The organism is Streptomyces chumphonensis (assembly GCF_014779715.1).
Taxonomy (GTDB): domain Bacteria; phylum Actinomycetota; class Actinomycetes; order Streptomycetales; family Streptomycetaceae; genus Streptomyces; species Streptomyces chumphonensis.
On the sequence record NZ_JACXYU010000001.1, the window covers coordinates 294,569 to 318,633 of the forward strand.

General features: G+C 73.4%; 21 protein-coding genes and 2 pseudogenes. 5 read left to right on the forward strand and 18 right to left on the reverse strand.

The genetic code is table 11. From position 1 onward, the window contains the following. Nucleotides 1-48: 48 nt before the first annotated feature. From IF129_RS01115 to IF129_RS01125, 3 genes are all read right to left on the reverse strand, one after another. Nucleotides 49-1,509 (reverse strand): glutamate synthase subunit beta, encoded by a 1,461-nt coding sequence (locus tag IF129_RS01115; protein WP_191207475.1) that lies wholly within the window; start codon nucleotides 1,507-1,509, stop codon nucleotides 49-51. Further along, nucleotides 1,502-6,073: a glutamate synthase large subunit gene (gene gltB / locus IF129_RS01120; RefSeq protein WP_191208212.1), complete on the reverse strand. Its 4,572-nt coding sequence runs from the start codon at nucleotides 6,071-6,073 to the stop codon at nucleotides 1,502-1,504. Before gltB ends, IF129_RS01115 begins: the two co-directional genes overlap by 8 nt. A gap of 313 nt (nucleotides 6,074-6,386) precedes the next feature. Continuing rightward, nucleotides 6,387-7,094 carry a VIT1/CCC1 transporter family protein gene (locus tag IF129_RS01125; RefSeq protein WP_318153481.1) on the reverse strand — a complete coding sequence of 236 codons (708 nt, stop codon included), beginning with the start codon at nucleotides 7,092-7,094 and terminating at the stop codon, nucleotides 6,387-6,389. Here IF129_RS01125 and IF129_RS27030 point away from each other — a divergent pair. Continuing rightward, nucleotides 7,065-7,307: pseudogene (locus tag IF129_RS27030) on the forward strand (hypothetical protein); the annotation flags it as partial. The gene IF129_RS01125 and the pseudogene IF129_RS27030 overlap by 30 nt on opposite strands. A gap of 87 nt (nucleotides 7,308-7,394) precedes the next feature. Here the strand turns inward: IF129_RS27030 and lgt are convergent. Both lgt and IF129_RS01135 read right to left on the reverse strand, forming a co-directional pair. After that, nucleotides 7,395-8,198 (reverse strand): annotated as a pseudogene (gene lgt / locus IF129_RS01130) (prolipoprotein diacylglyceryl transferase); the annotation flags it as partial. A 65-nt stretch (nucleotides 8,199-8,263) separates the two neighbouring features. Beyond that, the gene (locus tag IF129_RS01135; RefSeq protein ID WP_191207477.1) at nucleotides 8,264-9,013 is read right to left on the reverse strand and encodes a DsbA family protein; all 750 of its coding nucleotides are present in this window, start codon (nucleotides 9,011-9,013) and stop codon (nucleotides 8,264-8,266) included. A 240-nt stretch (nucleotides 9,014-9,253) separates the two neighbouring features. On the opposite strand from IF129_RS01135, the gene IF129_RS01140 reads away from it, so the two are divergent. Then, the gene (locus IF129_RS01140) at nucleotides 9,254-9,658 is read left to right on the forward strand and encodes a DUF485 domain-containing protein (protein WP_224754192.1); all 405 of its coding nucleotides are present in this window, start codon (nucleotides 9,254-9,256) and stop codon (nucleotides 9,656-9,658) included. After that, entirely contained in the window at nucleotides 9,655-11,331 is a 1,677-nt protein-coding gene (locus IF129_RS01145; protein ID WP_191207478.1) for a solute symporter family protein, read from the forward strand. Before IF129_RS01140 ends, IF129_RS01145 begins: the two co-directional genes overlap by 4 nt. Nucleotides 11,332-11,420: 89 nt before the next feature. Here the strand turns inward: IF129_RS01145 and IF129_RS01150 are convergent, their stop codons facing one another. The 13 genes from IF129_RS01150 to hisI form a co-directional block, all read right to left on the reverse strand. Further along, entirely contained in the window at nucleotides 11,421-12,884 is a 1,464-nt protein-coding gene (locus IF129_RS01150) for a sodium/solute symporter (RefSeq protein ID WP_191207479.1), read from the reverse strand. Nucleotides 12,885-12,909: 25 nt separating this feature from the next. Next, a complete protein-coding gene (locus IF129_RS01155; RefSeq protein WP_191207480.1) occupies nucleotides 12,910-13,320 on the reverse strand; it encodes a hypothetical protein in 411 nt (136 codons plus the stop codon). Further along, nucleotides 13,317-14,075 (reverse strand): LytR/AlgR family response regulator transcription factor, encoded by a 759-nt coding sequence (locus tag IF129_RS01160; RefSeq protein ID WP_318153482.1) that lies wholly within the window; start codon nucleotides 14,073-14,075, stop codon nucleotides 13,317-13,319. The genes IF129_RS01155 and IF129_RS01160 overlap by 4 nt, the downstream gene beginning before the upstream one ends. Beyond that, nucleotides 14,072-15,157 carry a sensor histidine kinase gene (locus IF129_RS01165; RefSeq protein ID WP_318153483.1) on the reverse strand — a complete coding sequence of 362 codons (1,086 nt, stop codon included), beginning with the start codon at nucleotides 15,155-15,157 and terminating at the stop codon, nucleotides 14,072-14,074. The genes IF129_RS01160 and IF129_RS01165 overlap by 4 nt, the downstream gene beginning before the upstream one ends. Before the next feature lie 111 nt (nucleotides 15,158-15,268). Beyond that, nucleotides 15,269-16,162: a tryptophan synthase subunit alpha gene (trpA, locus tag IF129_RS01170; protein ID WP_191207481.1), complete on the reverse strand. Its 894-nt coding sequence runs from the start codon at nucleotides 16,160-16,162 to the stop codon at nucleotides 15,269-15,271. Next, complete coding sequence (trpB, locus tag IF129_RS01175; RefSeq protein WP_191207482.1) at nucleotides 16,162-17,457, reverse strand: tryptophan synthase subunit beta; 1,296 nt, start codon at nucleotides 17,455-17,457, stop codon at nucleotides 16,162-16,164. The genes trpA and trpB overlap by 1 nt, the downstream gene beginning before the upstream one ends. A gap of 242 nt (nucleotides 17,458-17,699) precedes the next feature. Beyond that, nucleotides 17,700-17,867: a tryptophan biosynthesis modulator TrpM gene (gene trpM, locus IF129_RS01180; protein ID WP_381481632.1), complete on the reverse strand. Its 168-nt coding sequence runs from the start codon at nucleotides 17,865-17,867 to the stop codon at nucleotides 17,700-17,702. Beyond that, nucleotides 17,864-18,670, reverse strand: a complete 807-nt coding sequence (gene trpC, locus IF129_RS01185) for an indole-3-glycerol phosphate synthase TrpC (protein ID WP_191207484.1) — start codon at nucleotides 18,668-18,670, stop codon at nucleotides 17,864-17,866. The genes trpM and trpC overlap by 4 nt, the downstream gene beginning before the upstream one ends. A 99-nt stretch (nucleotides 18,671-18,769) precedes the next feature. After that, a complete protein-coding gene (locus tag IF129_RS01190; RefSeq protein WP_191207485.1) occupies nucleotides 18,770-19,216 on the reverse strand; it encodes a DUF2752 domain-containing protein in 447 nt (148 codons plus the stop codon). A 155-nt stretch (nucleotides 19,217-19,371) separates the two neighbouring features. Next, nucleotides 19,372-19,617, reverse strand: a complete 246-nt coding sequence (locus IF129_RS01195) for an HGxxPAAW family protein (RefSeq protein ID WP_191207486.1) — start codon at nucleotides 19,615-19,617, stop codon at nucleotides 19,372-19,374. A gap of 74 nt (nucleotides 19,618-19,691) precedes the next feature. Next, on the reverse strand, nucleotides 19,692-20,417 hold the full coding sequence (locus tag IF129_RS01200) for a TIGR02234 family membrane protein (protein ID WP_191207487.1): 726 nt from the start codon (nucleotides 20,415-20,417) through the stop codon (nucleotides 19,692-19,694). After that, complete coding sequence (locus tag IF129_RS01205) at nucleotides 20,414-21,943, reverse strand: anthranilate synthase component I (protein WP_191207488.1); 1,530 nt, start codon at nucleotides 21,941-21,943, stop codon at nucleotides 20,414-20,416. Before IF129_RS01205 ends, IF129_RS01200 begins: the two co-directional genes overlap by 4 nt. Nucleotides 21,944-21,951: 8 nt before the next feature. Next, nucleotides 21,952-22,362, reverse strand: a complete 411-nt coding sequence (hisI, locus tag IF129_RS01210) for a phosphoribosyl-AMP cyclohydrolase (RefSeq protein WP_224754193.1) — start codon at nucleotides 22,360-22,362, stop codon at nucleotides 21,952-21,954. 146 nt (nucleotides 22,363-22,508) lie between these two features. Between hisI and IF129_RS01215 the strand changes: the two genes are divergently transcribed. Continuing rightward, the gene (locus IF129_RS01215) at nucleotides 22,509-23,405 is read left to right on the forward strand and encodes a hypothetical protein (RefSeq protein WP_191207489.1); all 897 of its coding nucleotides are present in this window, start codon (nucleotides 22,509-22,511) and stop codon (nucleotides 23,403-23,405) included. A gap of 22 nt (nucleotides 23,406-23,427) precedes the next feature. After that, entirely contained in the window at nucleotides 23,428-24,060 is a 633-nt protein-coding gene (locus IF129_RS01220; protein WP_191207490.1) for a TIGR03085 family metal-binding protein, read from the forward strand. Nucleotides 24,061-24,065 lie beyond the last annotated feature (5 nt).

Consider the following 24,065-nt stretch of genomic DNA (forward strand, 5'->3'; position numbering starts at 1 on the left):
GGTGTCCGCACGCCGTTGTACGGGACAACGGTCGCCGAGGAGGCGGGCTCAGACGGTCAGAGCCCGGTCCGTCGGCTTGACGGGGGACGGCAGCGCGCTGCTGCCGGTCAGGTAGCGGTCCACGCCGCGTGCCGCGGAGCGGCCCTCGGCGATGGCCCACACGATGAGCGACTGGCCGCGCCCGGCGTCACCGGCGACGTAGACGCCGTCGATGTTGGTGCCGTAGTCGGCGTCGCGGTTGATGTTGCCGCGCTCGTCCATGGCGAGGCCGAACTGCCGGACCAGGCCGTTCTCCTGGTCGGTGCCGGTGAAGCCCATGGCGAGGGTGACGAGCTGAGCCGGGATGCGCCGCTCGGTGCCCTCCTTCTGGGTGAGCTTGCCGTCGACGAACTCGACCTCGACGAGGTGCAGCCACTGCACGTCGCCGTTCTCGTCGCCCTCGAAGTGGCTGGTGGAGACGGAGTAGACCCGCTCGCCGCCCTCCTCGTGGGCCGAGGTGACCTTGTACAGCATGGGGAACGTCGGCCACGGCTGGTGCGGGGCGCGGTCCTCGCCCGGCCGGGGCATGATCTCCAGCTGGGTGACGGACGCGGCGCCCTGACGGTGGGCGGTGCCGACGCAGTCCGCGCCGGTGTCGCCGCCGCCGATGACGACGACGTGCTTGCCCTCGGCGGTGATCGGCGGGGCGACGAAGTCGCCCTCCTGCACCTTGTTGGCCAGCGGCAGGTACTCCATGGCCTGGTGGACGCCGTTCAGCTCGCGGCCCGGCACGGGCAGTTCCCGCGCCGTCGTGGCGCCGGCGGCGATGACGACGGCGTCGTAGCGGCGGCGCAGGTCCGTCGCGCTCAGGTCACGGCCGATCTCGACACCGGTGCGGAACTTGGTGCCCTCCGCGCGCATCTGCTCGATGCGCCGGTTGATGTGGCGCTTCTCCATCTTGAACTCGGGGATGCCGTACCGCAAAAGCCCGCCCACGCGGTCGGCGCGCTCGTAGACGGCGACGGTGTGCCCGGCGCGCGTCAGCTGCTGGGCGGCCGCCAGCCCGGCCGGGCCGGAGCCGATCACGGCGACGGTCTTGCCGGAGAGCCGCTCGGGCGGCTGCGGGGTGACGTCGCCGTGGTCCCACGCCTTGTCGATGATGCTGACTTCGACGTTCTTGATGGTGACGGCGGGCTGGTTGATGCCGAGCACGCACGCGGACTCGCACGGCGCCGGGCACAGCCGCCCGGTGAACTCCGGGAAGTTGTTCGTCGCGTGCAGCCGCTCGCTGGCCGCCTCCCAGTCCTCGCGGTAGGCGTAGTCGTTCCACTCGGGGATGAGGTTCCCGAGCGGGCAGCCGTTGTGGCAGAACGGGATGCCGCAGTCCATGCACCGGCCGGCCTGCTTGCTGATGATCGGCAGCAGGGAGCCGGGGACGTAGACCTCGTTCCAGTCCTTGACCCGCTCCTCGACCGGCCGCGTCTCGGCCACCTCACGGTCGGTGGTCAGGAAGCCCTTGGGGTCAGCCATTGATCGCCGCCTCCATCATCTTCTCGTGGGTCTCGGACTCGGTGAGTCCGGCCCGCTCGGCGGCGTCCTTGGCGGCGAGCACGGCCTTGTACGTGGACGGGAGGACCTTGCGGAAGCGCGGCAGCGCCTCGGCCCAGTTCGCGAGGAGCTTCTCGGCGACGGTGGAGCCGGTCTCCTCCTGGTGCCGGCGCACGACGTCGTGCAGCCAGCGCTGGTCGTCGGCGTCCAGCTCCTCGACGGCCCCGGCCAGCTCCGGGTTGACGTTGTGGGCGGCCAGGTCGATGACGTAGGCGACGCCGCCGGACATGCCGGCCGCGAAGTTGCGACCCGTCTCGCCCAGGACGACGGCCGCGCCGCCGGTCATGTACTCGCAGCCGTGGTCGCCCACACCCTCGGAGACGACCGTCGCGCCGGAGTTGCGGACGCAGAACCGCTCGCCGACCTTGCCGCGCAGGAACATCTCGCCGCCGGTGGCGCCGTAGGCGAGGGTGTTGCCCGCGATCACCGAGTACTCCGCCAGGTGGTCGGCGCCCCGGTCCGGGCGGACGACGATCCGGCCACCGGAGAGGCCCTTGCCGACGTAGTCGTTGGCGTCGCCCTCCAGGCGGAGCGTGACGCCGCGCGGCACGAACGCGCCGAACGACTGCCCGGCCGAGCCGGTGAAGGTGATGTCGATGGTGTCGTCGGGCAGTCCGGCACCGCCGAACTTCCGCGTCACCTCGTGGCCCAGCATGGTGCCGACCGTGCGGTTGACGTTGCGGATCGGGATCTGGGCCCGCACCGGCTGCGCGGCCTCGGCGCTCTCGGCGCCCAGCGCGTCGGCGGCGAGCTTGACGAGCTCGTTGTCGAGCGCCTTCTCCAGCCCGTGGTCCTGCTCCACGACCTGGTGCCGCACGGCGCCCTCGGGCAGCTCCGGCACGTACATCAGCGGTGCCAGGTCCAGTCCCTGCGCCTTCCAGTGCCGCACGGCGCGCGAGGTGTCGAGCAGTTCGGCATGGCCGATGGCCTCGTCCAGGGTGCGGAAGCCCAGTTCGGCCAGCAGCTCGCGGACCTCCTCGGCGATGAACTCGAAGTAGTTCACGACGAACTCGGCCTTGCCGCTGTAGCGCGAACGCAGCACGGGGTTCTGCGTGGCGATGCCGACCGGGCAGGTGTCCAGGTGGCAGACCCGCATCATGACGCAGCCGGAGACGACGAGCGGCGCGGTGGCGAAGCCGAACTCCTCGGCTCCGAGCAGGGCGGCGATGACGACGTCGCGGCCGGTCTTGAGCTGGCCGTCGGTCTGCACGACGATGCGGTCGCGCAGGCCGTTGAGCAGCAGCGTCTGCTGCGTCTCGGCCAGCCCCAGCTCCCAGGGACCACCGGCGTGCTTGAGGCTCGTCAGCGGGGAGGCGCCGGTGCCGCCGTCGTGGCCGGAGATCAGCACGACGTCGGCGTGCGCCTTGGACACGCCCGCCGCGACGGTGCCGACCCCGACCTCGGAGACGAGCTTGACGTGGATGCGCGCCCTGGGGTTGGCGTTCTTCAGGTCGTGGATCAGCTGCGCCAGATCCTCGATCGAGTAGATGTCGTGGTGCGGCGGCGGCGAGATGAGGCCGACGCCGGGCGTGGAGTGCCGGGTCCTGGCCACCCACGGGTAGACCTTGTGGCCGGGCAGCTGGCCGCCCTCACCGGGCTTGGCGCCCTGGGCCATCTTGATCTGGATGTCGTCGGAGTTGACGAGGTACTCGCTGGTCACACCGAAGCGGCCGGAGGCCACCTGCTTGATCGACGAGCGCCGGGCGGGGTCGTAGAGCCGCTCGGGGTCCTCGCCGCCCTCGCCCGTGTTGGACTTGCCGCCGAGCTGGTTCATCGCGATGGCCAGCGTCTCGTGCGCCTCCTGCGAGATGGAGCCGTAGGACATGGCGCCGGTGGAGAACCGCTTGACGATCTCCGAGACGGGCTCGACCTCGTCGATCGGGATCGACTCGCGGCCGGAGGAGAACTGGAACAGGCCGCGCAGCGTCATCAGCCGCTCGGACTGCTCGTCCACGCGCTGCGTGTACTGCTTGAAGATGTCGTACCGGCGCTCGCGGGTGGAGTGCTGGAGCCGGAAGACGGTGTCCGGGTCGAACAGGTGGGGCTCGCCCTCGCGGCGCCACTGGTACTCGCCGCCGATCTCCAGGTCCCGGTGGGTCGCGGAGATGCCGGAGACCGGGTACGCCTTGGCGTGCCGGGCCGCGACCTCCTGCGCGACGACGTCCAGCCCGGCGCCGCCGATCTTGGTGGCGGTGCCGTTGAAGTACTGCCGGGTGAACTCCTCGTCCAGGCCGACGGCCTCGAACACCTGGGCGCCCCGGTAGGACGCCACGGTGGAGATGCCCATCTTGGACATCACCTTCAGCACGCCCTTGCCGAGCGCCTTGATGAGGTTGCGGAGGGCCGCCTCGGGCTCCGCGCCCTCCAGGAACGTGCCGGCGCGGACGAGGTCCTCCACCGACTCCATGGCCAGGTACGGGTTGACGGCGGCGGCGCCGTAGCCGATCAGCAGGGCGACGTGGTGGACCTCGCGCACGTCGCCGGCCTCGACCAGCAGCCCCACCTGGGTGCGCTGCTTGGTGCGGATGAGGTGGTGGTGCACGGCCGAGGTGAGCAGCAGCGACGGGATCGGCGCGTGCTCGGCGTCCGAGTGCCGGTCGGAGAGGACGATGATGCGGGCGCCACCGGCGATCGCGGCGTCCGTCTCGCGGCAGACCTCCTCCAGCCGGTCCGCGAGCGCGGGGCCGCCGCCGCCGACCCGGTACAGACCGGAGAGCGTGGTGGCCTTCATCCCGGGACGGTCGCCGTCGGCGTTGATGTGGATGAGCTTGGCCAGCTCGTCGTTGTCGATCACCGGGAACGGCAGCGTCACGCTGCGGCAGGACTCGGACGTCGGCTCCAGCAGGTTGCCCTGCGGACCGAGCGAGGAGATCAGCGAGGTGACCAGCTCCTCGCGGATCGCGTCCAGCGGCGGGTTGGTGACCTGGGCGAACAGCTGGGTGAAGTAGTCGAACAGCAGCCGCGGCCGGTCGGAGAGGGCGGCGATGGGCGAGTCGGTGCCCATGGAGCCGATGGGCTCGGCGCCGGTGCGGGCCATCGGGGCCAGCAGGACGCGCAGCTCCTCCTCGGTGTAGCCGAAGGTCTGCTGGCGGCGGGTGACCGAGGCGTGGGTGTGGACGATGTGCTCGCGCTCGGGCAGGTCGGCCAGCTCGGTGATGCCCTCCTCCAGCCACTCCTGGTAGGGGTGCTCGGCGGCGAGGGCGGCCTTGATCTCGTCGTCCTCGATGATGCGGTGCTCGGCGGTGTCCACCAGGAACATGCGGCCGGGCTGGAGGCGGCCCTTGCGGACGACCTTGGACGGGTCGATGTCGAGGACGCCGACCTCGGAGCCGAGGACGACGAGGCCGTCGTCGGTGACCCAGTAGCGGCCCGGACGCAGGCCGTTGCGGTCGAGAACGGCGCCGACCTGGGTGCCGTCGGTGAAGGTGACGCAGGCGGGGCCGTCCCACGGCTCCATCATCGTGGAGTGGTAGGCGTAGAAGGCGCGCCGGGCCGGGTCCATCGACTCCCGGGACTCGGGGCTCTCCCACGCCTCGGGGACCATCATCAGCACCGAGTGCGGCAGCGAACGGCCACCGAGGTGCAGCAGCTCCAGGACCTCGTCGAAGGAGGCCGAGTCGGAGGCGTCGGGGGTGCAGATCGGGAAGATCCGCTCCAGGTCCCGGCCCTCGCCGCCGAACAGGTCGGAGACGAGCTGGGACTCGCGGGCGCGCATCCAGTTGCGATTGCCCTTGACGGTGTTGATCTCGCCGTTGTGGGCGATGAACCGGTAGGGGTGGGCCAGCGGCCAGCTCGGGAAGGTGTTCGTGGAGAACCGCGAGTGGACCAGGGCGATCGCCGAGGCGAAGCGCCGGTCGGAGAGGTCCGGGAAGAAGGGCTCCAGCTGCCCGGTGGTGAGCATGCCCTTGTAGACGATCGTGCGCGCGGACAGGGAGGGGAAGTACACCCCGGCCTCCCGCTCGGCGCGCTTGCGCAGCAGGAACGCGAAGCGGTCCAGCTCCAGGCCGGTGCGCGGGGCGCCGTTCACGGCGGCGTCGGCCACGAAGAGCTGGCGGAACCGCGGCATCGTGGCGCGCGCGCCGTTGCCCAGCAGCTCGGGTGCGACGGGCACCTCGCGCCAGCCGAGGACCGTCAGGCCCTCCTCGGCGGCGATCGCGCCGATCCGGGAGGTCGCGGCCTCGGCCTCGGCCTCGTCGGCGGGGAGGAAGGCGACGCCGACGGCGTAACCGCCCGCCTCGGGCAGGTCGAAGGACACGGACTCGCGCAGGAAGGCGTCCGGGACCTGGACCAGGATGCCGGCGCCGTCACCGGAGTCCGGCTCGGAGCCGGTGGCTCCACGGTGTTCGAGATTGCGCAGAACGGTCAGCGCCTGCTCCACGAGCCCGTGACTCGCTTCGCCGGTGAGGGTGGCCACGAAGCCGACACCACAGGCGTCGTGCTCGTTTCGGGGGTCGTACAACCCCTGCTTGGCAGGGTGGGCCGCCATAGACGCTGCACGCATCGGCTCTCCCGTCGTCGTCGTGGCATGGAACGTGCCGAGGGACGACGTTGGCCCTCTGCGATCAAAATTTCGTGCAGATTACATGATGGTCAGTTTCCCGGAAAGTGGATAACCGAGTCCACCATACGGACGCCGAACGGGTGATCCGTACTCTGCGGAAGAGGTGTTGCCCCTGCTCACGCGGGGGGGTGCGGGCGTCATTGCTCGCAGCGCTATGCGCTTCTGCCCGGTGCCCACGATTCTGAAACCGCCGGGAAACGTGAAACCCGCCGCGGAAGCGCGAGGTCACCGAGCGCGGTCAGCCGATCGCGGCGCCCAGGAGCGACCCCAGGACATACGTGACCGCGGCGGCGGACCCTCCCAGGATGAACTGTCGGAGCCCGGTGTACCACCAGGGACGGACGGTGACCTTCGACACGGCCGCGCCGCACAGGAACAACCCGACCAGGGCCAGCACCACGGCCGGCCACACCTGCGTCACGCCCAGCAGGTACGGCGCGACGGGCAGCAGCGCGCCCACCGCGAAGGCGCCGAACGAGGAGAAGGCGGCCACCAGGGGCGACGGCAGGCCCGTCGGGTCGACGCCGAGCTCGTCGCGGGCATGGATCTCCAGCGCCTGGTCGGGGTCGCGGGAGAGCTGCTCGGCCACCTCCTCCGCCAGCGGATCGGCGACCCCCCGGGCCCGGTAGCGTGCGGCCAGCTCCCGCCGCTCCCCCTCCGGGTCCTCGCGCAGCTCGCGCCGCTCCACGTCCAGCTCGGCCAGGACCAGCTCCCGCTGGGAGGCCACGGAGGTGTACTCGCCGGCGGCCATGGAGAAGGCACCGGCGGCCAGTCCGGCCAGGCCCGTCAGGACGATGGTCTGCGGAGCGACGGAACCGCCCGCCACGCCGGTGATCAGGGCGAGGTTGGAGACCATGCCGTCCATGGCGCCGAACACGGCCGGACGCAGCCACCCGCCGTTGACGTCGCGGTGGGTGTGGACGCGGGGCCGCTCTCCTGGCAACACACGTCCGACGGTAGGCGGCGACCGGGGCCACCGCCAGCAAGGCAGGCCGAACTGACCGGCCTCAGCGGTGCCCCGTCACGCCCGGCCGGAGGGCCCGGCCGCGTCGGACGCCGCGTCGGCCTCACGGCCCGGAACCGCGTCCTCGGAGGTCGCCCCCGAGGCGCCGTCCGCGGAAGCGCCCTTCCCGGAGCCGTCCTTCGCGGGGCCGTCCTTCGCGGGGCCGTCCTTCGCGGGGCCGTCCTTCGGGGTGTCCTCGGACAGCGTCTCGGCGTCGGAGGCGGGCCGCACCCCGTCCGGGTCGGGCTCGACGACGGCCTCGCGGCCCGGGCGACGCCGGGCGGAGACGACGATGAAGGCCACCGCGGCCAGGAACACCAGCAGGGAGGTCCAGTTGTTCAACCGCAGGCCGAAGATCTCGTGCGCCTCGTCGATGCGCAGGTACTCGATCCAGAACCGGCCCGCCGTGTACCCGGCGACGTAGAGCGCGAAGGCCCGGCCGTGGCCGAGGCGGAATCGGCGGTCGGCCCAGACGACGAGCGCGGCGACGCCCAGGCACCACAGCGACTCGTACAGGAACGTGGGGTGGAACGTGCCCTCGTGCGTGCCGTTGTCGATCTCCACGGCCCACGGGAGGTCCGTCGCCCGGCCGTAGAGCTCCTGGTTGAACCAGTTGCCCCAGCGGCCGATCGCCTGGGCGACGGCGAGCGCGGGGGCGACGGCGTCGGCGTAGGCGGGCAGCGGGATGCCCCGGCGCCGGCAGGCGATCCAGGCGCCGAGCGCGCCGAACGCGATGGCGCCCCAGATGCCGAGGCCGCCCTCCCAGATCTTCAGCGCGTCGACGGGGTCGCGCCCCTCGGCGAAGTAGAGCTGGTAGTCGGTGACGACGTGGTACAGCCGCCCGCCGACGAGGCCGAACGGGACGGCCCACACCGCGACGTCGGCGACCGTGCCGGGACGGCCGCCGCGCGCCACCCAGCGTCGGCCACCGAGCCAGACGGCGACGAAGACGCCGAGGATGATGCACACGGCGTAGCCGCGCAGCGGGAACGGGCCGAGCTCGATCTCACCGCTCGACGGGCTGGGGATAGACGCGAGGATGTCCATGGCCCTTCAGACGCTACCCTGCCGGGCCCGGGAGGCGGTAACCGCCCGGGCCCGGCCCTCGTGCGTCACGCTGCGTCGGCCGCCGCCTTCTCGACCTTGACGCGCAGGCTCTCGGGGGTGAGCGGGTCGGTCGGGTCCCCGTAGAGGCTCTCGCCGTTCAGCAGGACGGTCGGGGTGGCGTTGTACTCGGAGGCGGTGAAGGCGTCGTTGGTGCGGGTCACCCGGGTGTCGTGGGTGCCGTTCTGGACGCAGGAGCGGAACTCGGGGCTGTCGAGGCCGGGGATCTCACCGGCGAGCTCGATGAGGCGGTCCTTGTCGGCGAAGGCGTCCTCCTGCTCCGGCGGCTGCTCGGCGTAGAGCAGGTCGTGGTAGGGGGTGAACAGTTCGGCGTCCTTGGCGCAGTGCGCCGCGTTGGCCGCGTACTTCGAGCCGTTCCCGCCCATGTTGCCGTCGATGATCGAGACCAGGTGGTACTCGACGCGGACCTTCCCCTCGTCGGTCAACTCGTGGACGGTGTCCTTGAAGGCCCGCTCGAACTGGGCGCAGCCCGGGCAGCGGAAGTCCTCGTAGATCGTGAGCGTGACGGGGGCCCTGTTCTTGCCCTCGGTGACGGGCGGCGCCGCCTTGCCGTCGCCCTTCTCCTGCGAGCCGCCGGCCGCCGCGTAGCCCACCACGCCGACGACGGCGAGCACGCCCACGGCGACGAGGCCGGCCTTCAGTCCGCGCCTGCGCTTGTGCGACGCCTGCTCCCGCTCGCGCTGCTCCCGCAGCCGCGCGACGGCGGGGCGGCTTCCCTCCTGGCTGCTGTGGCTCATCACATCCGGGCCAACGACCGTCCCGGCGTTTCGCCCGCGCTCCGCGCCGCATTTCCCCCGAAGGGACGACGACCTCGGACGGCTTGACGACCGCTGGGCGTGGTTTCGGACCGGTCGTCGCACGGAGGTGTACCGCTTGTCGCGCGCCCGGAACGTTCACCGCACGTCCCGGAGTGCCGCTTCCCCCGCGCTGTGACGCTGCTTACCTTCCCCCCAGTTCCCCCTGCCGAGGAGGCGTTCATGCCGACAGATCACCCACCGCACTCCCGCTCACCGGAGGAGGAGCGGGCGGAACGGACGGTGGCGATGCACACCGACGCGCGCTTCCTGGAGCTGAAGCGACGGCTGCTGGTCTTCGTCTTCCCGATGAGCGTCGCCTTCTTCGCCTGGTACCTGCTGTACGTGCTGATGTCCGCGTACGCACGCGACCTCATGTCCACGGTGCTGTTCGGGACCGTCAACGTCGCGCTCGTCTTCGGCGTGCTCCAGTTCGTCAGCACCTTCGGCATCGCCGTCCTGTACTCCCGCTACGCAGGCCGGCGGCTCGACGCGCTCGCCGACTCCCTGCGCGAGGAACTGCACGGGCGGGAGCCCGCCGCGCACGCCGGCCGTACCGCCCCCCAGGATTCGGAGCGTTCCGCATGATGTTCGCCGCTGAGACCAGCGATTCCAGCCGCGCCATCACGCTGCTGCTGTTCGTGTCGATGATCGCGGTGACCCTGGTCATCACGGTCCGGGCCAGCCGCCAGACGAAGTCGGCCGCCGACTTCCACTCCGGCGGGCGCGGCTTCACCGGGCTGCAGAACGGCTTCGCGATCGGCAGCGACTACATGTCCGCCGCCTCCTTCCTCGGTATCGCGGGGATGATCGCGCTGTTCGGCTACGACGGCTTCCTCTACTCGATCGGCTTCCTCGTCGCCTGGCTCGTCGCCCTGCTCCTGGTCGCCGAACTGCTGCGCAACTCCGGTCGCTTCACGATGGCCGACGTGCTGTCCTACCGCATGAGGCAGCGGCCCGTCCGGACCGCCGCCGCCGTCTCCACCCTCACCGTCTCGGTCTTCTACCTGCTCGCGCAGATGGTCGGCGCCGGCGCGCTGATCGCCCTGCTGCTCGGCATCGCCCCCGGTGAGACGTACCTCGGCATGGACGCGGACACCGCCAAGATCGCCGGGATCGTCGTCGTCGGCATCCTCATGATCGTCTACGTCACCTTCGGCGGGATGAAGGACACCACCTGGGTGCAGATCATCAAGGCCGGGATGCTGATGGGCGGCGCCTTCCTGCTGACGGTGATGGTGCTGGGCGTCTACGGCTTCGACCTCGGCGCCCTGATGAACGACGCGGCCGGTGCGAGCGGGGCCGGACAGTCCTTCCTCGAACCCGGGCTGCGCTTCGGCACGGAGGTCCCGGGCGACGCGCTCCAGACGCTGTGGAACAAGCTGGACATGATCAGCCTGGGCCTCGCCCTGGTGCTCGGCACCGCCGGGCTGCCGCACATCCTGATCCGCTTCTACACGGTCCCCGACTCCAAGACGGCGCGGAAGTCGGTGAACTGGGGCATCGGCCTCATCGGCACCTTCTACCTGATGACCCTGGTCCTGGGCTTCGGCGCGGCGGCCCTGGTGGGCAAGGAGGCCATCACCGCCCAGGACGCGGCGGGGAACACGGCCGCTCCGCAGCTCGCCGAGGCGGCGGGCGAGCACTTCGGCGGTTCGGGGCTGGCCGCCGTGATGCTGGCGATCATCGCGGCCGTCGCGTTCGCGGCGATCCTCTCCACCGTGGCGGGGCTGACCATCGCGTCGTCCTCCTCCCTGGCCCACGACTTCTACAACAGCGTGCTGCGCGGCGGTAGGGCGACCGAGCAGGACGAGGTGCGGGTCGCCCGGATGTCGGCGTTCGGCGTGGGAGCGGTGGCCATCGTGCTGGCGATCTTCGCGCAGAGCCTCAACGTCGCCTTCCTCGTGGCCCTGGCCTTCGCCATCGCCGCCTCGGCGAACCTGCCGACCCTGCTGCTGAGCCTGTTCTGGAAGCGCTTCAACACCCAGGGCGCGGTGGCCGGCATCTACGGCGGTCTGATCAGCGCGGTGGGACTGGTGATCTTCTCCCCCGTGGTGTCGGGCTCGGAGAAGGCACTCGTCACCGGCGCCGACTTCTCCTGGTTCCCGCTGGCCAACCCGGGCCTGGTGTCGATCCCGCTCGGCCTGCTGTGCGCGGTGGTCGGGACGCTCCTCTCCGACGAGCGCGACCCCCGGCGGTTCGCGGAGCTCCAGGTCCGCGCCCTGACCGGGGCCGGCGCCGAACCGGCGGGCGACCACTGACGCGCACCCGCCCGCGACCGCGGTGCCCCGGCCGACCGGCGTCGGCCGGGGCACCGCCGCGTGCCGCGCACGGCGGCGGGCGGCGGACGTCAGGGGGCGTGGAGGCGGAGGACGGCACGGGTGGCGCCCTCGGGGGGTGAGCCCCAGCGCAGGGAGACGCCGACCATCGTGGCGAACGCCAGGGGGACCGTCCACGCCGCGGGCTGGGCGAGCAGGACCGTCAGCAGGCCGGAGGCGTACGTGCCGGCCACCGAGGCGAGCGCGGCGCCCGTCGCCGAGACGCCGCCGACGACCAGGCCGCAGACCGCGCCCGGCAGGGTGAGGCGGGGCCACCAGATGCCGAGGACCAGCAGCGGGCAGAAGGTCGAGGCGGCGACCGCGAAGGCCCAGCCCACCATCACGTTGATGTCCACGTGCGCGGCGGGCAGGGACAGCAGCACCGCGACGAACGCACCGGCGGCCACGGCCAGCCGGAGCCGGGAGAGGCCGCTGCCGAACAGGTCGTGGGAGAGGCCGCCCGCCAGGGCGAGCAGCAGCCCCGAGGACGTGGAGAGGAAGGCGGCGAAGGCGCCGGCGGCCACGAGGGCCGTGAGCAGGCCGCCGAGGGTGCCGGGGGCGACCTCGCCGGGCAGGACGACGGCGACGGTGTCCGTGGCGCCCTGGTGCACGAGGTGCGGCGTCAGGACGCGGCCGAACAGGCCGTAGACCACGGGGAAGAGGTAGAAGACGCCGAGCAGGGCGATCACCATGACGGCCACGCGGCGCGCGGCCCGCGCGCTGGCGCTGGTGTGGAATCGCATGACGACGTGCGGCAGCCCGACCGCGCCCAGCGTGGTGGCCAGCAGGACGGACCAGGTGCTGAGCAGCGGGTACCCGGCGTCCCCGATGTCGAGCAGCGGCCGGCTCCAGCCGTCGGGGACGGTGACCGGTTCCAGCGCCCGCGCGCGGGTCTCCGCTCCGGCCCGCACGACGAGGAAGACGGCGGGCACGGCGATGAAGGCGAGCTTCACGAGGTAGTGGAACGCCTGCACGTACGTCGCCGACCGCATCCCGCCCATCGCGATCGAGCCGCTGACGACGAGGCCGGCCAGCACCACGCCCACCCAGTACGGCGTGCCGCTGACCAGCTGGAGCACCACGCCCGCGCCCTTGAACTGCGGTACCAGGTAGAGCCACATGATGACGAGCACGACGAGCCCGCACAGCCGCCGCACACCGGTGGAGGCGAGCCGGTACTCGGCGAAGTCGGGGACGGTGAAGGCGCCCGAGCGGCGCATGGGACCGGCCACCAGCGCGGCCACGGCCACGTACCCGGCGGTGAAGCCGACGGCGTACCACATGGTGCCGATGCCGTCCTTGAGGAGCAGCCCGGCCAGACCCAGGACGGAGGCGGCGGAGACGTACTCCCCCGCGATGGCCATGGCGTTCCAGCCGCCGCCGACCCGGCGGGAGGCGACGAGGAAGTCGGGAGTGGTGCGCGCCGCCCGCACGCCGTACACGCCGATGGCCAGGCTGGCGGCGATGAGGAAGCCGATGGCCAGCAGGCCGGTCACGCGGGCCCGTCCGGCGTCGTGCGGGTCACCGGCGGCCGTCCCGGGCGGGGCGGCCCGGACCGTCCCCGGTAGGTGCGGACGGGGGCCGCAGGCGGTCCTCCGTGCGCTCGGCGGCCCGCACGTGCCACGCCGCGATGAGCAGCAGGAGCGGATAGGTGGCGGTGGCGAGGACCAGCCAGGACAGGGGGACGCCGCCGACCGTCAGCCGGTCCAGGACCGGGAGCGCGGCGATGAGGCCGCTGGTGCCGAACAGGACGAGGGCGAGCAGGGCGACGGTGCGCACGGCGGCGCGGCGCTGGGCGACGAAGACGCGGCGGGCCAGTGCGGGGTCGGCGGGGCCGGGCAGCGGCAGCGGCCGCCGGACGCCGCGCACGCCGCGGGCCAGGGCGATGCGGGTCTGCGGGCTGCTGACCCGCACCCGCCGGGTGCCGGTCACCGCGCGGCCCGGCCCAGCCGCCCGCTGCGGGCGGCCTCGATGAGCTGCTCCTTCAGACCGCGTGCGTGGCGGCGGCTGACCGGCACGTCCCCGGCCGGGGTGGCGGCCACCAGCCCGGCGGAGCTGGTGACGCGCAGGTCGTGCACCCAGCCCACGGCCACGAGGTAGCCGCGGTGCACGCGGACGAACCCGGCGGGCGCCCACACCTCCTCCAGGTAGGAGAGGGAGAGCCGGATGAGGTGGGTGCCGTCGGCGGTGTGCAGCCGCACGTAGTCGCCGTGCGCCTCGGCGAACTGGATGTCGTCCCGCCGCACGAAGACGGTGCGCCGGCTGTGCTCGATCTGCACGACGGCCAGCTCGTCGGCGGGCGGGGCGCCCTCGGCGGAGGCGCGCCGGAGCCGGACGATGCGCGCGACAGAGTCGGCGAGCCGCTCGGGCCGGACGGGTTTGAGCAGGTAGTCCACGGCGCCGATGCCGAACGCCTCGATGGCGTGCGACTCGGAGGCGGTGACGAAGACGATCGCGGGCGGCCGCGAGAGCATGCTGATCACGCGGGCGACCGCCATGCCGTCCAGGCCGGGCATGGAGATGTCGAGGAAGACGGCGTCGAAGGCGACGCCGCCCAGCAGCCGGACGGCCGCCTCGCCGCTGTCCGCCGCCAGGACGTCGGCGACCTCGGGCATCTCGGCGAGGAAGGCGCCGAGCTCCTCGCGGGTGGACGGCTCGTCCTCGACGACCAGGACCTGCAACGTCACTCCGCCACCACTCCTCGCATGAAGCGCGGCACCCGGATGATCACCTTGGTACCGCTGTCGGGCGCGGTCTCGATGAGGAGTCCGTGCTCCGGTCCGTACACGGCACGCAGCCGCTGGTCGACGTTGGCGAGGCCGACGCCCCGGGCGGGCGGGCCGCCGCCGGCCAGGACGGCCCGCGCGAGGGCCGGGTCCATGCCGACGCCGTCGTCCTCGACCTCGATGACCACGAAGGGGCCCTCGCCGACGCCGGAGACGCTGATGTGGCCGCGTCCGGCCTTGCGCTCCAGTCCGTGCCGGACGGCATTCTCCACGATCGGCTGCACGACCAGGAAGGGGACGGCGACGGGCAGGATCTCCGGCGCCATGCGCACGGTGATGTCGAGGCGGTCGTCGAAGCGGGCGCGCTGGAGTTCCAGGTAGGTCTGGGTGGCCTGGAGTTCCTCGGCGACCGTGGCGTAGTCGCCCTGGGTGGAGAAGGAGTACCTCAGGTAGTCGGCGAAGTCGGTGAGCAGGCCCCGGGCGCGCGCGGGGTCGCTGCGGATGTGCGCGGCGATGACGGCCAGCGCGTTGTGCAGGAAGTGCGGGGATATCTGCGCCCGCAGGGTGCGCAGGTCGGCCGCGGCGATGCGGACGCGCGCGGTGCGCAGCCCGGCGTGGTCGAGGTGTTCCGCGACGAGCCGGGCGACCTCGCCGAGGTCCTCCTCGCCCAGGTCGCCCGCCGCGACGAGGCAGCCGGAGAGGTCCCCGGCGACGATGAGGGGCGCCGCGCACAGCGGCGGGCGGCGCAGGGCGGTGCCGTGCTCGTACACCTCGGCGAGGAGCGCGTCGGTGTCGCTGCCGGCGGGCAGGGTGCCGTGCCGGGCGACGGGGCCGTCCAGGTCGGCCAGGAGGACGGCGTCCGCGCGCAGGAGCCGCCGGATGCGGCGGGCGGCCGGTGCCCCGCCCGCCCGCAGCCCGGCCCGCAGGTCGGTGCCGAGCAGCCGGGCCTCGCGCAGGGCGCCGATCGTCACCGGCAGTTCCGAGCCCGCGCGGCGGCGCTGCCGGCGGCGGTACCAGGGCGGGGGTGACGTGCTCGTTTCCACGGGCCGACGCTACTCGGTGCCGGGGCGCACGTCACGGCCCCGGCACCACCGGCTCCGGGCCGAAGGGCGGCGGTGCACGACCGCCGCTCTCGGCCCGGGCCGGCGTCGACGTCAGTCCCGGCGCACGCCGGCGGCGAGTTCGCCCGCCAGGCGCCGGACGCCCGCGAGGCCGGCGTCCAGGTCGTCGGGGTGCGCGAGGAGTTCCTTGACGAACGCCGAGCCGACGATGACGCCGTCCGCGAAGTCGGCCACCTCGGTCGCCTGCCGGGCGTTGGAGACGCCGAGCCCCACGCACACCGGCAGGTCGGTCGTCGCCCGGGTGCGGGCGACGAGGTCGGCGGCCTCGCGGCCGACGGAGTCGCGGGTACCGGTGACGCCCATGAGGGACGCGGCGTAGACGAAGCCGCTGCCCGCCGCCGTGATGGTGGCCAGGCGGGCGTCCTGGCTGCTGGGCGCGACGACGAAGACGGTGGCGAGCCCGTGGTGCGCGGCGGAGCGGCGCCAGGCGTCGGACTCCTCGACCGGCAGGTCCGGCAGGATGCAGCCGGCACCGCCCGCGGCGGCGAGTTCGGCGGCGAACCGCTCGGGGCCGTAGCGGTCGACGGGGTTCCAGTACGTCATGCACAGCACCGGCTTGCCGGTGGCGGCGTGGGTCTCCCGCACGGTGCGCAGGACGTCGGCGATGCGGACGCCGCCGCGCAGGGCGATGTCGTCGGCGGTCTGGATGACCGGGCCGTCCAGGACGGGGTCGCTGTGCGGCAGTCCGACCTCGACGACGTCGCAGCCGCTCTCCAGCAGGGCCGTGCAGGCGGCGATGCCGCCGTCGACGGTGGGGAAGCCGGCGGGCAGGTAGCCGACCAGGGCCGCGCGGTTCTCGGCCCTGGCTGCGGCCAGGGCGGCTTCGAGCAGCTCCAGGTTGCCGCGCGCCCCGGCGGGGACCTCGGGGAGCGTGTCGTGGTGGGCGGCGGGGGCGGGGGTGCCGTGGATGTGGGTGGTGCCGGCCATCACTCGGCCTCCGTCTTCTGCTGGGGCCGCGGGTGCTGGTCGGGGGCGGCGTCGGTGTCGGTGTCCGCGTCGGTGTCGTAGTAGCCGAAGTAGCGGGCGGCGGTGTCCATGTCCTTGTCGCCCCGGCCGGAGAGGTTGACGAGGACCACGCCGTCCGGGCCGAGCTCCCGGCCGAGGTCGAGGGCCCCGGCGAGGGCGTGGGCGCTCTCGATGGCGGGGATGATGCCCTCGGTCTGGGACAGCAGCCGCAGGGCCCGCATGGCCTGGTCGTCGGTGACCGGGCGGTACTCGGCGCGGCCGGTGTCCTTGAGGTAGGAGTGCTCGGGGCCGATGCCGGGGTAGTCCAGACCGGCGGAGATGGAGTAGGGCTCGGTGATCTGGCCCTCGTCGTCCTGGAGGACGTAGGAGCGGGAGCCGTGCAGGATGCCGGGCTCCCCGGCGGTGAGGGTCGCGGCGTGCTCGCCGGAGTCGACGCCGTGTCCGGCGGCCTCCAGGCCGACCAGCCGCACGTCCGCGTCGCCGATGAACGCGTGGAAGAGGCCGATGGCGTTGGAGCCGCCGCCGACGCAGGCGGCGACGGCGTCCGGCAGCCGTCCGGCGCGCTGGAGGATCTGCCGCCGCGCCTCGACGCCGATGACGCGGTGGAAGTCGCGGACGAGGGCCGGGAAGGGGTGCGGTCCGGCGACGGTGCCGAAGAGGTAGTGGGTGCTGTCGACGTTGGCGACCCAGTCGCGGAACGCCTCGTTGATGGCGTCCTTCAGGGTGCGGCTGCCGGAGGTGACGGGGACGACCTCGGCGCCCAGCATGCGCATCCGGGCGACGTTGAGCGCCTGGCGCCGGGTGTCGATCTCGCCCATGTAGATGGTGCAGTCGAGCCCGAACAGGGCGCAGGCGGTGGCGGTGGCGACGCCGTGCTGGCCGGCGCCGGTCTCGGCGATGACGCGGGTCTTGCCCATGCGCCGGGTCAGCAGCGCCTGGCCGAGCACATTGTTGATCTTGTGTGAGCCGGTGTGGTTGAGGTCCTCGCGCTTGAGGAAGACCCGCGCGCCCCCGGCGTGTTCGGCGAAGCGCGGCACCTCGGTGAGCGCGCTGGGCCGCCCGGTGTAGTTGACGAGCAGGTCGTTCAGCTCGGCGGCGAAGCCGGGGTCGTCCTTGGCCTTGGCGTACTCGGCGGCGACCTCGTCCACGGCGGCGACGAGCGCCTCCGGGATGAACTTGCCACCGAACGCGCCGAAGTAGCCTGCGGTGCTGGGCACCCGGCCTTCGGGGTCGGGGAGGAAGAAGTCTTCGGACATCGGAGCACTCCACGGTGAGATGTGGGCCACGGCGGCGGCACGCGGGTGACGTCGGCACGCCGGAGAGGTGGGTGCGGCGCGGCGACGCGGGCGGGCGCCGGGCGCCGTACGGGGAGGGAGGCGGTGGAACAGGCGTCCGCACGGGCGGTGGCCCGGTGACGCGGGGGGCCGGCCGGGAAGCGTGGCGTCACGCTGCGGTGGCCCGGTGTCGCGTCCAGGTCAGTCGCGGGACGGGGGCCTGCTCAGGCGCGCCATCGCCGCCCGTTGATCTGGCCGGGCTCGGCTCCGATGTGGTAGCGCACACGCCGTCCGCGCACACGCCGTGCGGGCGCGCGGCAGCCGCGCGGCCGGCAGCCGCGGGCGAGTCGGGCGAAGGTGCGGTTCACGCCGGTCAGCCTACCGAAGGTCAGCGGCCGTGCCGCAGCGCCGGGTGCGTCCCGGCGGCGACGAGGTCGGCCACGGCCGTGCGCGGGTCCTTGCCGGTCACCAGGGACTCACCGACCAGCACGGCGTCCGCGCCGTCGTTGGCGTAGGCGATCAGGTCGTGCGGGCCGCGCACGCCGGACTCGGCGATCTTGACGACGCTGTCCGGGATGGTGGGGGCGACCCGGGCGAAGTTGCCCCGGTCGACCTCCAGGGTCTTGAGGTTGCGCGCGTTGACGCCGATGACGCGGGCACCCGCGTCGACCGCGCGGGCGACCTCCTCCTCGTCGTGCACCTCGACCAGCGGGGTGAGGCCGATGGACTCGGCCCGCTCGATGAGGGAGACGAGGGCGTCCTGCTCCAGGGCGGCCACGATCAGCAGGGCCAGGTCGGCGCCGTGGGCGCGGGCTTCCCAGAGCTGGTAGGCGGTGACGATGAAGTCCTTGCGCAGGACCGGGATGTCGACCCGCTCGCGCACGGCCTCCAGGTCGGCGAGGGAGCCGCCGAACCGGCGCTGCTCGGTGAGGACGGAGATGACGGCGGCGCCGCCCGCCTCGTAGTCGGCGGCCAGGCCCGCCGGGTCCGCGATGGCGGCGAGCGCTCCCTTGGAGGGGCTGGAGCGCTTCACCTCGCAGATGACCTTGATGGCGTCGCCCTTCAGCGCGGCCACCCCGTCCTGGGCGGGCGGCGCCTTCGCGACACGCTCCTTGAGTTCGTCGAGGCTGACGCGCTGCTGGCGCTCGGCGAGGTCTGCGCGGACTCCGTCGATGATCTCGGCGAGCACACTCACGCGAGCGGCCCCTTTCTGCTGAGTTACGGAACGTCGCGGACAATCCCTGTGATGGTATCCGGCCAGGCACACAGGACCCGCATCCGGTGGAGCCGGATCTCACATTCCGGACAAAACACCCGGCGGACCTCCGGCTTCCGGGGTGAGCGCCGCACCGAGCGGCGTGTTGCGCACCACCGTGAAGGCCACCGCCAGCGCGGCCGCCCAGCGGACGTGCCCGGGGGCGGGCAGCGGCGGCGCGGCGGGCCGGAGGAACCAGCCCAGCCACAGCACCGCGAGGACCGCCGCACCGCCCACCACGGCGGCGTTGGCGCCGAGGGCGGTGAGCGGGTCGCCGGTGACGAGCGCGTGCACGGCGCGCAGCCCGCCGCAGCCGGGGCAGAACAGGCCGGTGTGGCGCAGGAGGGGGCAGGGGGGATAGTGGCCGGATTCGTTCGGGTCGACGCGGCCGACGTACGCGGCGCCCGCACCCGCCGCGACCAGGGCGGCCAGCGGAAGGAGCCGGGCGGTCACGGCCCCGGCGGCCGGGAGAGCGGTACGCGGCATTCGTCCAGCATCACCGGAGTGGGCCCGTGCCGCACTCCGGACGCTCCACGCGCCCGCCCGCCCCCACGGACGGCGCCCGCTCCCGGCGGCCGTTCGGGGCCGGGGCGGGCGCGTGGAGCGTGCTGCTCCCAGGGTCTGTCCGACGCGGACGCCGGTCAGGACTGGGTGGTGGCGGCCTCCTGGCGGCGGGCGACGAGCGCGTCGTCTTCCTTGGGCATGCCCATCCCCATGGCGCGCATCACGCCACCGACGACGCCGCCGAGGACGATCACGACCATCCCGGCCCAGAAGCCCACCGGCTCGGCCATGACCATGAACGCACCGGCGATGCAGAAGCCGATGAAGGCGATGGTGACGCCGGTCCATGCGGCAGGGGTGTGTCCGTGGCTGCTGTCCGCCATGAGTGGCTCCTCGGTCGATCTGAGAGACGGATGAGCGCCCCCGCGCGGGTGCGCGGGTGCTCACGGGCATTGTGTCAGGGCCCCTTCGGGCGGTCGTCCCCGGCCGTCCCGTCCGCCGCCGGGCGGTCCCCCGCGCCGTCGCCGGGGTCGTCGCCGGGGTCGTCGGTGGCGCCGTCGCCGGGGCCGTCGGTGGGGTCCTCGCCCCGGTCGAGGGCCTTCCAGAGGTCCTCGGGGCGGTCCGCGTCCGCACCGGGTCCCGGACGGGGCCGCCGCGCGCCGGAACCGCGCTCGTAGCGGCTGCCCATGGCGGGCCAGCGTCGGCCGTGGCGGAGGGCCAGCAGGCCGACCAGCACGAGCAGGGCGCCCCCGGCGGCGGCGACATAGGGCCACGCGCTGTGGCTCACGTCCCGGAGCGAGCCGCCGCTCAGCCCCGTCGCCGTGGCCGCCGCGTCGCTCAGCGCCCCGGTGTCGACGGCCCCCGCCAGCGCGGCGACGACGGCCCCCGCACCACACAGGGTGAGCGTCAGGGCGACCAGGAGCCGGGCGGCGCCCCGGACGGCGAAGACGGCGACCAGCGCGGCCAGGCCCACGAGGGCGAGGGCGCTGGGCACCCCCGTGACGTCACCGCCGCCCACCTCGACGGGCAACGCCCCGCCGGGGCCGGTGGCGACGGCCTCGCCCCACGTCTGGCCGGCCGAGACCAGGACGAGGGCGGCGCCGAGCGCGCCACCGAACAGGGCGGCGCCGAGGGCGCGTCGGGCGGCTCGGTCGCGGTCGGTCGCTGAGGGTGCGGTGCTCACCCCGCCACGCTACCTCCGAGCCGCCCGGCCGCATGGACCGCCCTCAGCACGGCCGCCGCCTTGTTCCGGCACTCGGTGTCCTCGGCGGCGGGGTCGGAGTCGGCGACGACGCCGGCGCCCGCCTGGACGTAGGCGGTGCCCTCGCGCAGCACCGCGGTGCGGATGGCGATGGCGGTGTCGGCGTCCCCGGCGAAGTCCAGGTAGCCGACGCAGCCGCCGTACAGCCCGCGGCGCACCGGCTCCAGCTCCTCGATGATCTGCAGCGCCCGGGGCTTGGGCGCGCCGGAGAGCGTCCCGGCGGGGAAGCAGGCCAGCAGCGCGTCGAAGGCGCTGCGGTCCGCGGCCAGCCGGCCCGTCACCGTGGAGACGATGTGCATGACGTGGCTGTACCGCTCGATGGTCATGAACTCGACCACCTCGACGCTGCCGGGCGCGCACACCCGGCCCAGGTCGTTGCGGCCGAGGTCGACCAGCATGAGGTGCTCGGCGCGCTCCTTGGGGTCGGCGAGCAGCTCCTCCGCCAGGGCGTGGTCGCGCTGGGGGGTCTCGCCGCGCGGCCGGGTGCCGGCGATGGGGTGGAGCATCGCCCGCCCCTCCTCCACCTTGACCAGCGCCTCCGGGCTGGAGCCGACCACGTCGAACGCGGTGCCGTCGTCGGGCGCCGACGGGTCGCCGAAGCGGAACAGGTACATGTACGGGCTGGGGTTGGTCGTCCGCAGCACCCGGTAGACGTCGAGCGCGGTGGCGTCCGTCGCCGTCTGGAAGCGCTGGGAGGGGACGACCTGGAAGGCCTCGCCGGCCCGGATGCGCTCCTTGACGTCCTCCACCGCCGCCCGGTAGTTCGCGCCGCCCCACAGCCCCTCGTAGGCGGGGACGGCGGGCTCGGGCAGGGGCGTCGCGCCGGAGGGCGCTGGGCGGCCGAGGTCGGCCGTCATCGCGTCGAGGCGGGCGACGGCGTCGGCGTACGCCTCGTCGACGCCGGTGTCCAGGTCGTTGTGGTTGATGGCGTTGGCGATGAGCAGGACGGTGCCGTCGCGGTGGTCCAGCACGGCGAGGTCGGAGGCGAGCAGCATGGTCAGCTCGGGCAGCCCGAGGTCGTCCTCGGCGCTGTCCCCGACCCGTTCGAGGCGGCGGACGACGTCGTAGCCCAGGTAGCCGACCATGCCCCCGGTGAACGGCGGCAGTTCCGGATCGCGCGGGGTGTGCAGCGTCTCCACCGTGGCCCGCAGGACGTCGAGCGGGTCGCCGTCGGTGGGGACGCCGACCGGCGGCGTGCCGAGCCAGTGCGCCCGCCCGTCGCGGACGGTCAGCGCGGCGGCGCTGCGGACGCCGACGAAGGAGTACCGCGACCAGGTCCGGCCGTTCTCGGCGGACTCCAGCAGGAAGGTGCCCGGGCGTTCGGCGGCCAGCTTGCGGTACAGGGCGATGGGGGTGTCCGCGTCGGCCAGCAGGCGGCGGACCACCGGGATGACGCGGCGGTCCTTGGCGAGCGTGCGGAAGGTGTCGAGGTCGGGGGAGGCGGTCATGTGAGGGGTCAGCGCTCCTGTTCCGGTGTGCCGGGCTGCGGGGACGGCGGGGCGGCGTCCGGGGCGGGGGAGGCCAGCGGGAGCCGGCCGGCGTCGAAGCAGGTCCGGTCGCCGGTGTGGCAGGCGGCGCCGACCTGGTCGACCCGGACGAGCAGGGTGTCGCCGTCGCAGTCCAGCGCCACGGACCGCACGTACTGGACGTGGCCCGAGGTGTCGCCCTTGACCCAGTACTCGCGGCGGCTGCGGCTCCAGTACGTGCACCGGCCCGTGGTCAGGGTCCGGTGCAGGGCCTCGTCGTCCATCCACCCCAGCATGAGGACCTCACCGGTGTCGTACTGCTGGGCGATGGCGGGGAGCAGGCCGTCGGCGTTGCGCTTGAGGCGGGCGGCGACGGCGGGATCGAGTGCGGTTGCGGGCATGGGATCATTCTGCCGCCGAGACGACCGAATCGGGAAAGCCGACATAACACCCTTACCCGGACGCCTCGTTCGGCCGGGTCCGCTGTTCCGAAGCTGTGACGGGCCCGGGACGTCGCACGTCGGTGCCATGGGGCATCCTTTCGTGCATGAGCTATCCTCCGCCGCCGAACAACCATTCCGGGTCCGGCGCCGGCGGCGGTTTCGGTCCGCCGCAGGGTTTCGGTCCCCCAGAGCAGCCCGGCCCGCCGGCCGGTGGCTACGGCTATCCCCAGCAGCCCCACCAGCCGGGACCCCCGGACGGCTACGGCTACCCCGGCCAGCCCGGGCAGCCCGGTGGCTACCCGGGCCAGCCGCCCTACGGCGGCCCCGGCATACCCGGGGGCCCGCCCGGTCCGCCCGGCGGGCCCGGGGGCTACCCCCCGCCGCCGCCGAGCGGGGGCAACGGGCCGAAGGTCGCCGTCATCGTCATCGCGGCCGTGCTGGTCGCCGCGCTCGCGGTGGGCGGCATCCTCATCGCCACCTCGGGCGACGACGAGCCGGACGTGAAGGCCGACAGCAGCGCCACGCCGACCGCGAGCGGCACGCCCGACCCGGAGGAGTCGTCGGACGCGCCGACGGGCGAGCCCTCAGACGAGGCGACCGACGACCCGTTCGACATCGACGTCCCGACCGAGTCGCCGTACCTGGAGTTCGAGGTGCTGGACCCGGGGACGTGCTTCGACCATCCGACGCTCAGCAGCGACGTCACCGAGATCGAGGAGAAGTCCTGCTCGGAGCCGCACGACGCGGAGGTCATCACCAACATCACGCTCTCCGGCGACTACGCCGACGACAGCGCGATCGGTGAGGAGTCCATCTCCCTGTGCGAGAAGGACGCGCAGGACAAGGTGAACGCCATGCCCGCCGACGGCAAGGTCTACTACCCCTTCGCGCTCTACCCGCTGCAGTCGACCTACGAGTACCAGGGTGAGGACACCGTCTCCTGCGCCCTGACGATCAGCGACGCCCAGGACGGCGACGAGCTCACCGGCTCGCTGCCCTGACACCGGCCGTAGGGTGGGCGTCATGTCGACTCATGCCCGGCGTGAACGCCTGCTCCTCGCCGACCTCCTGGAGGCGGCGGGTCCGGACGCCCCGACCCTGTGCGGACCGTGGCGGACCCGCGACCTCGCCGCCCACCTCGTCGTCCGGGAACGCCGGCCCGACGCGGCCGGCGGCCTCCTGATCAAGCCCCTCGCCGCCCGTCTCGACCGGGTGCAGGGCGAGTTCGCGGCGCGGCCGTACGACGAGCTCGTGGAGCTCGTCCGTACCGGCCCGCCGCGTCGCTCGCTCTACTCCCTCAAGCAGGTCGACGAGGCGGCCAACACCGTCGAGTTCTACATCCACGCCGAGGACGTCCGCCGGGCCCACCCGGAGTGGACGCCACGCACCCTGGACCCGGTCTTCTCCGACGCGCTGTGGAGGCGGCTGGAGAAGATGGCCAGGCTGCTGGGCCGCAGGTGCCCGGTCGGCCTGGTGCTGCGACGCCCGGACGGGCAGACGGCCGTGGTCAAGAAGGGCACACCGGTCGTCACCGTCACGGGTGAACCGGGCGAGCTCCTGCTGTACGCCTACGGCCGCCAGCGGGTCGCCCGGGTCGACGTCGACGGTGACCCGGACGCCGTCGGGCGCGCCGGGGAGGCGGAACTGGGCCTGTGACCGGT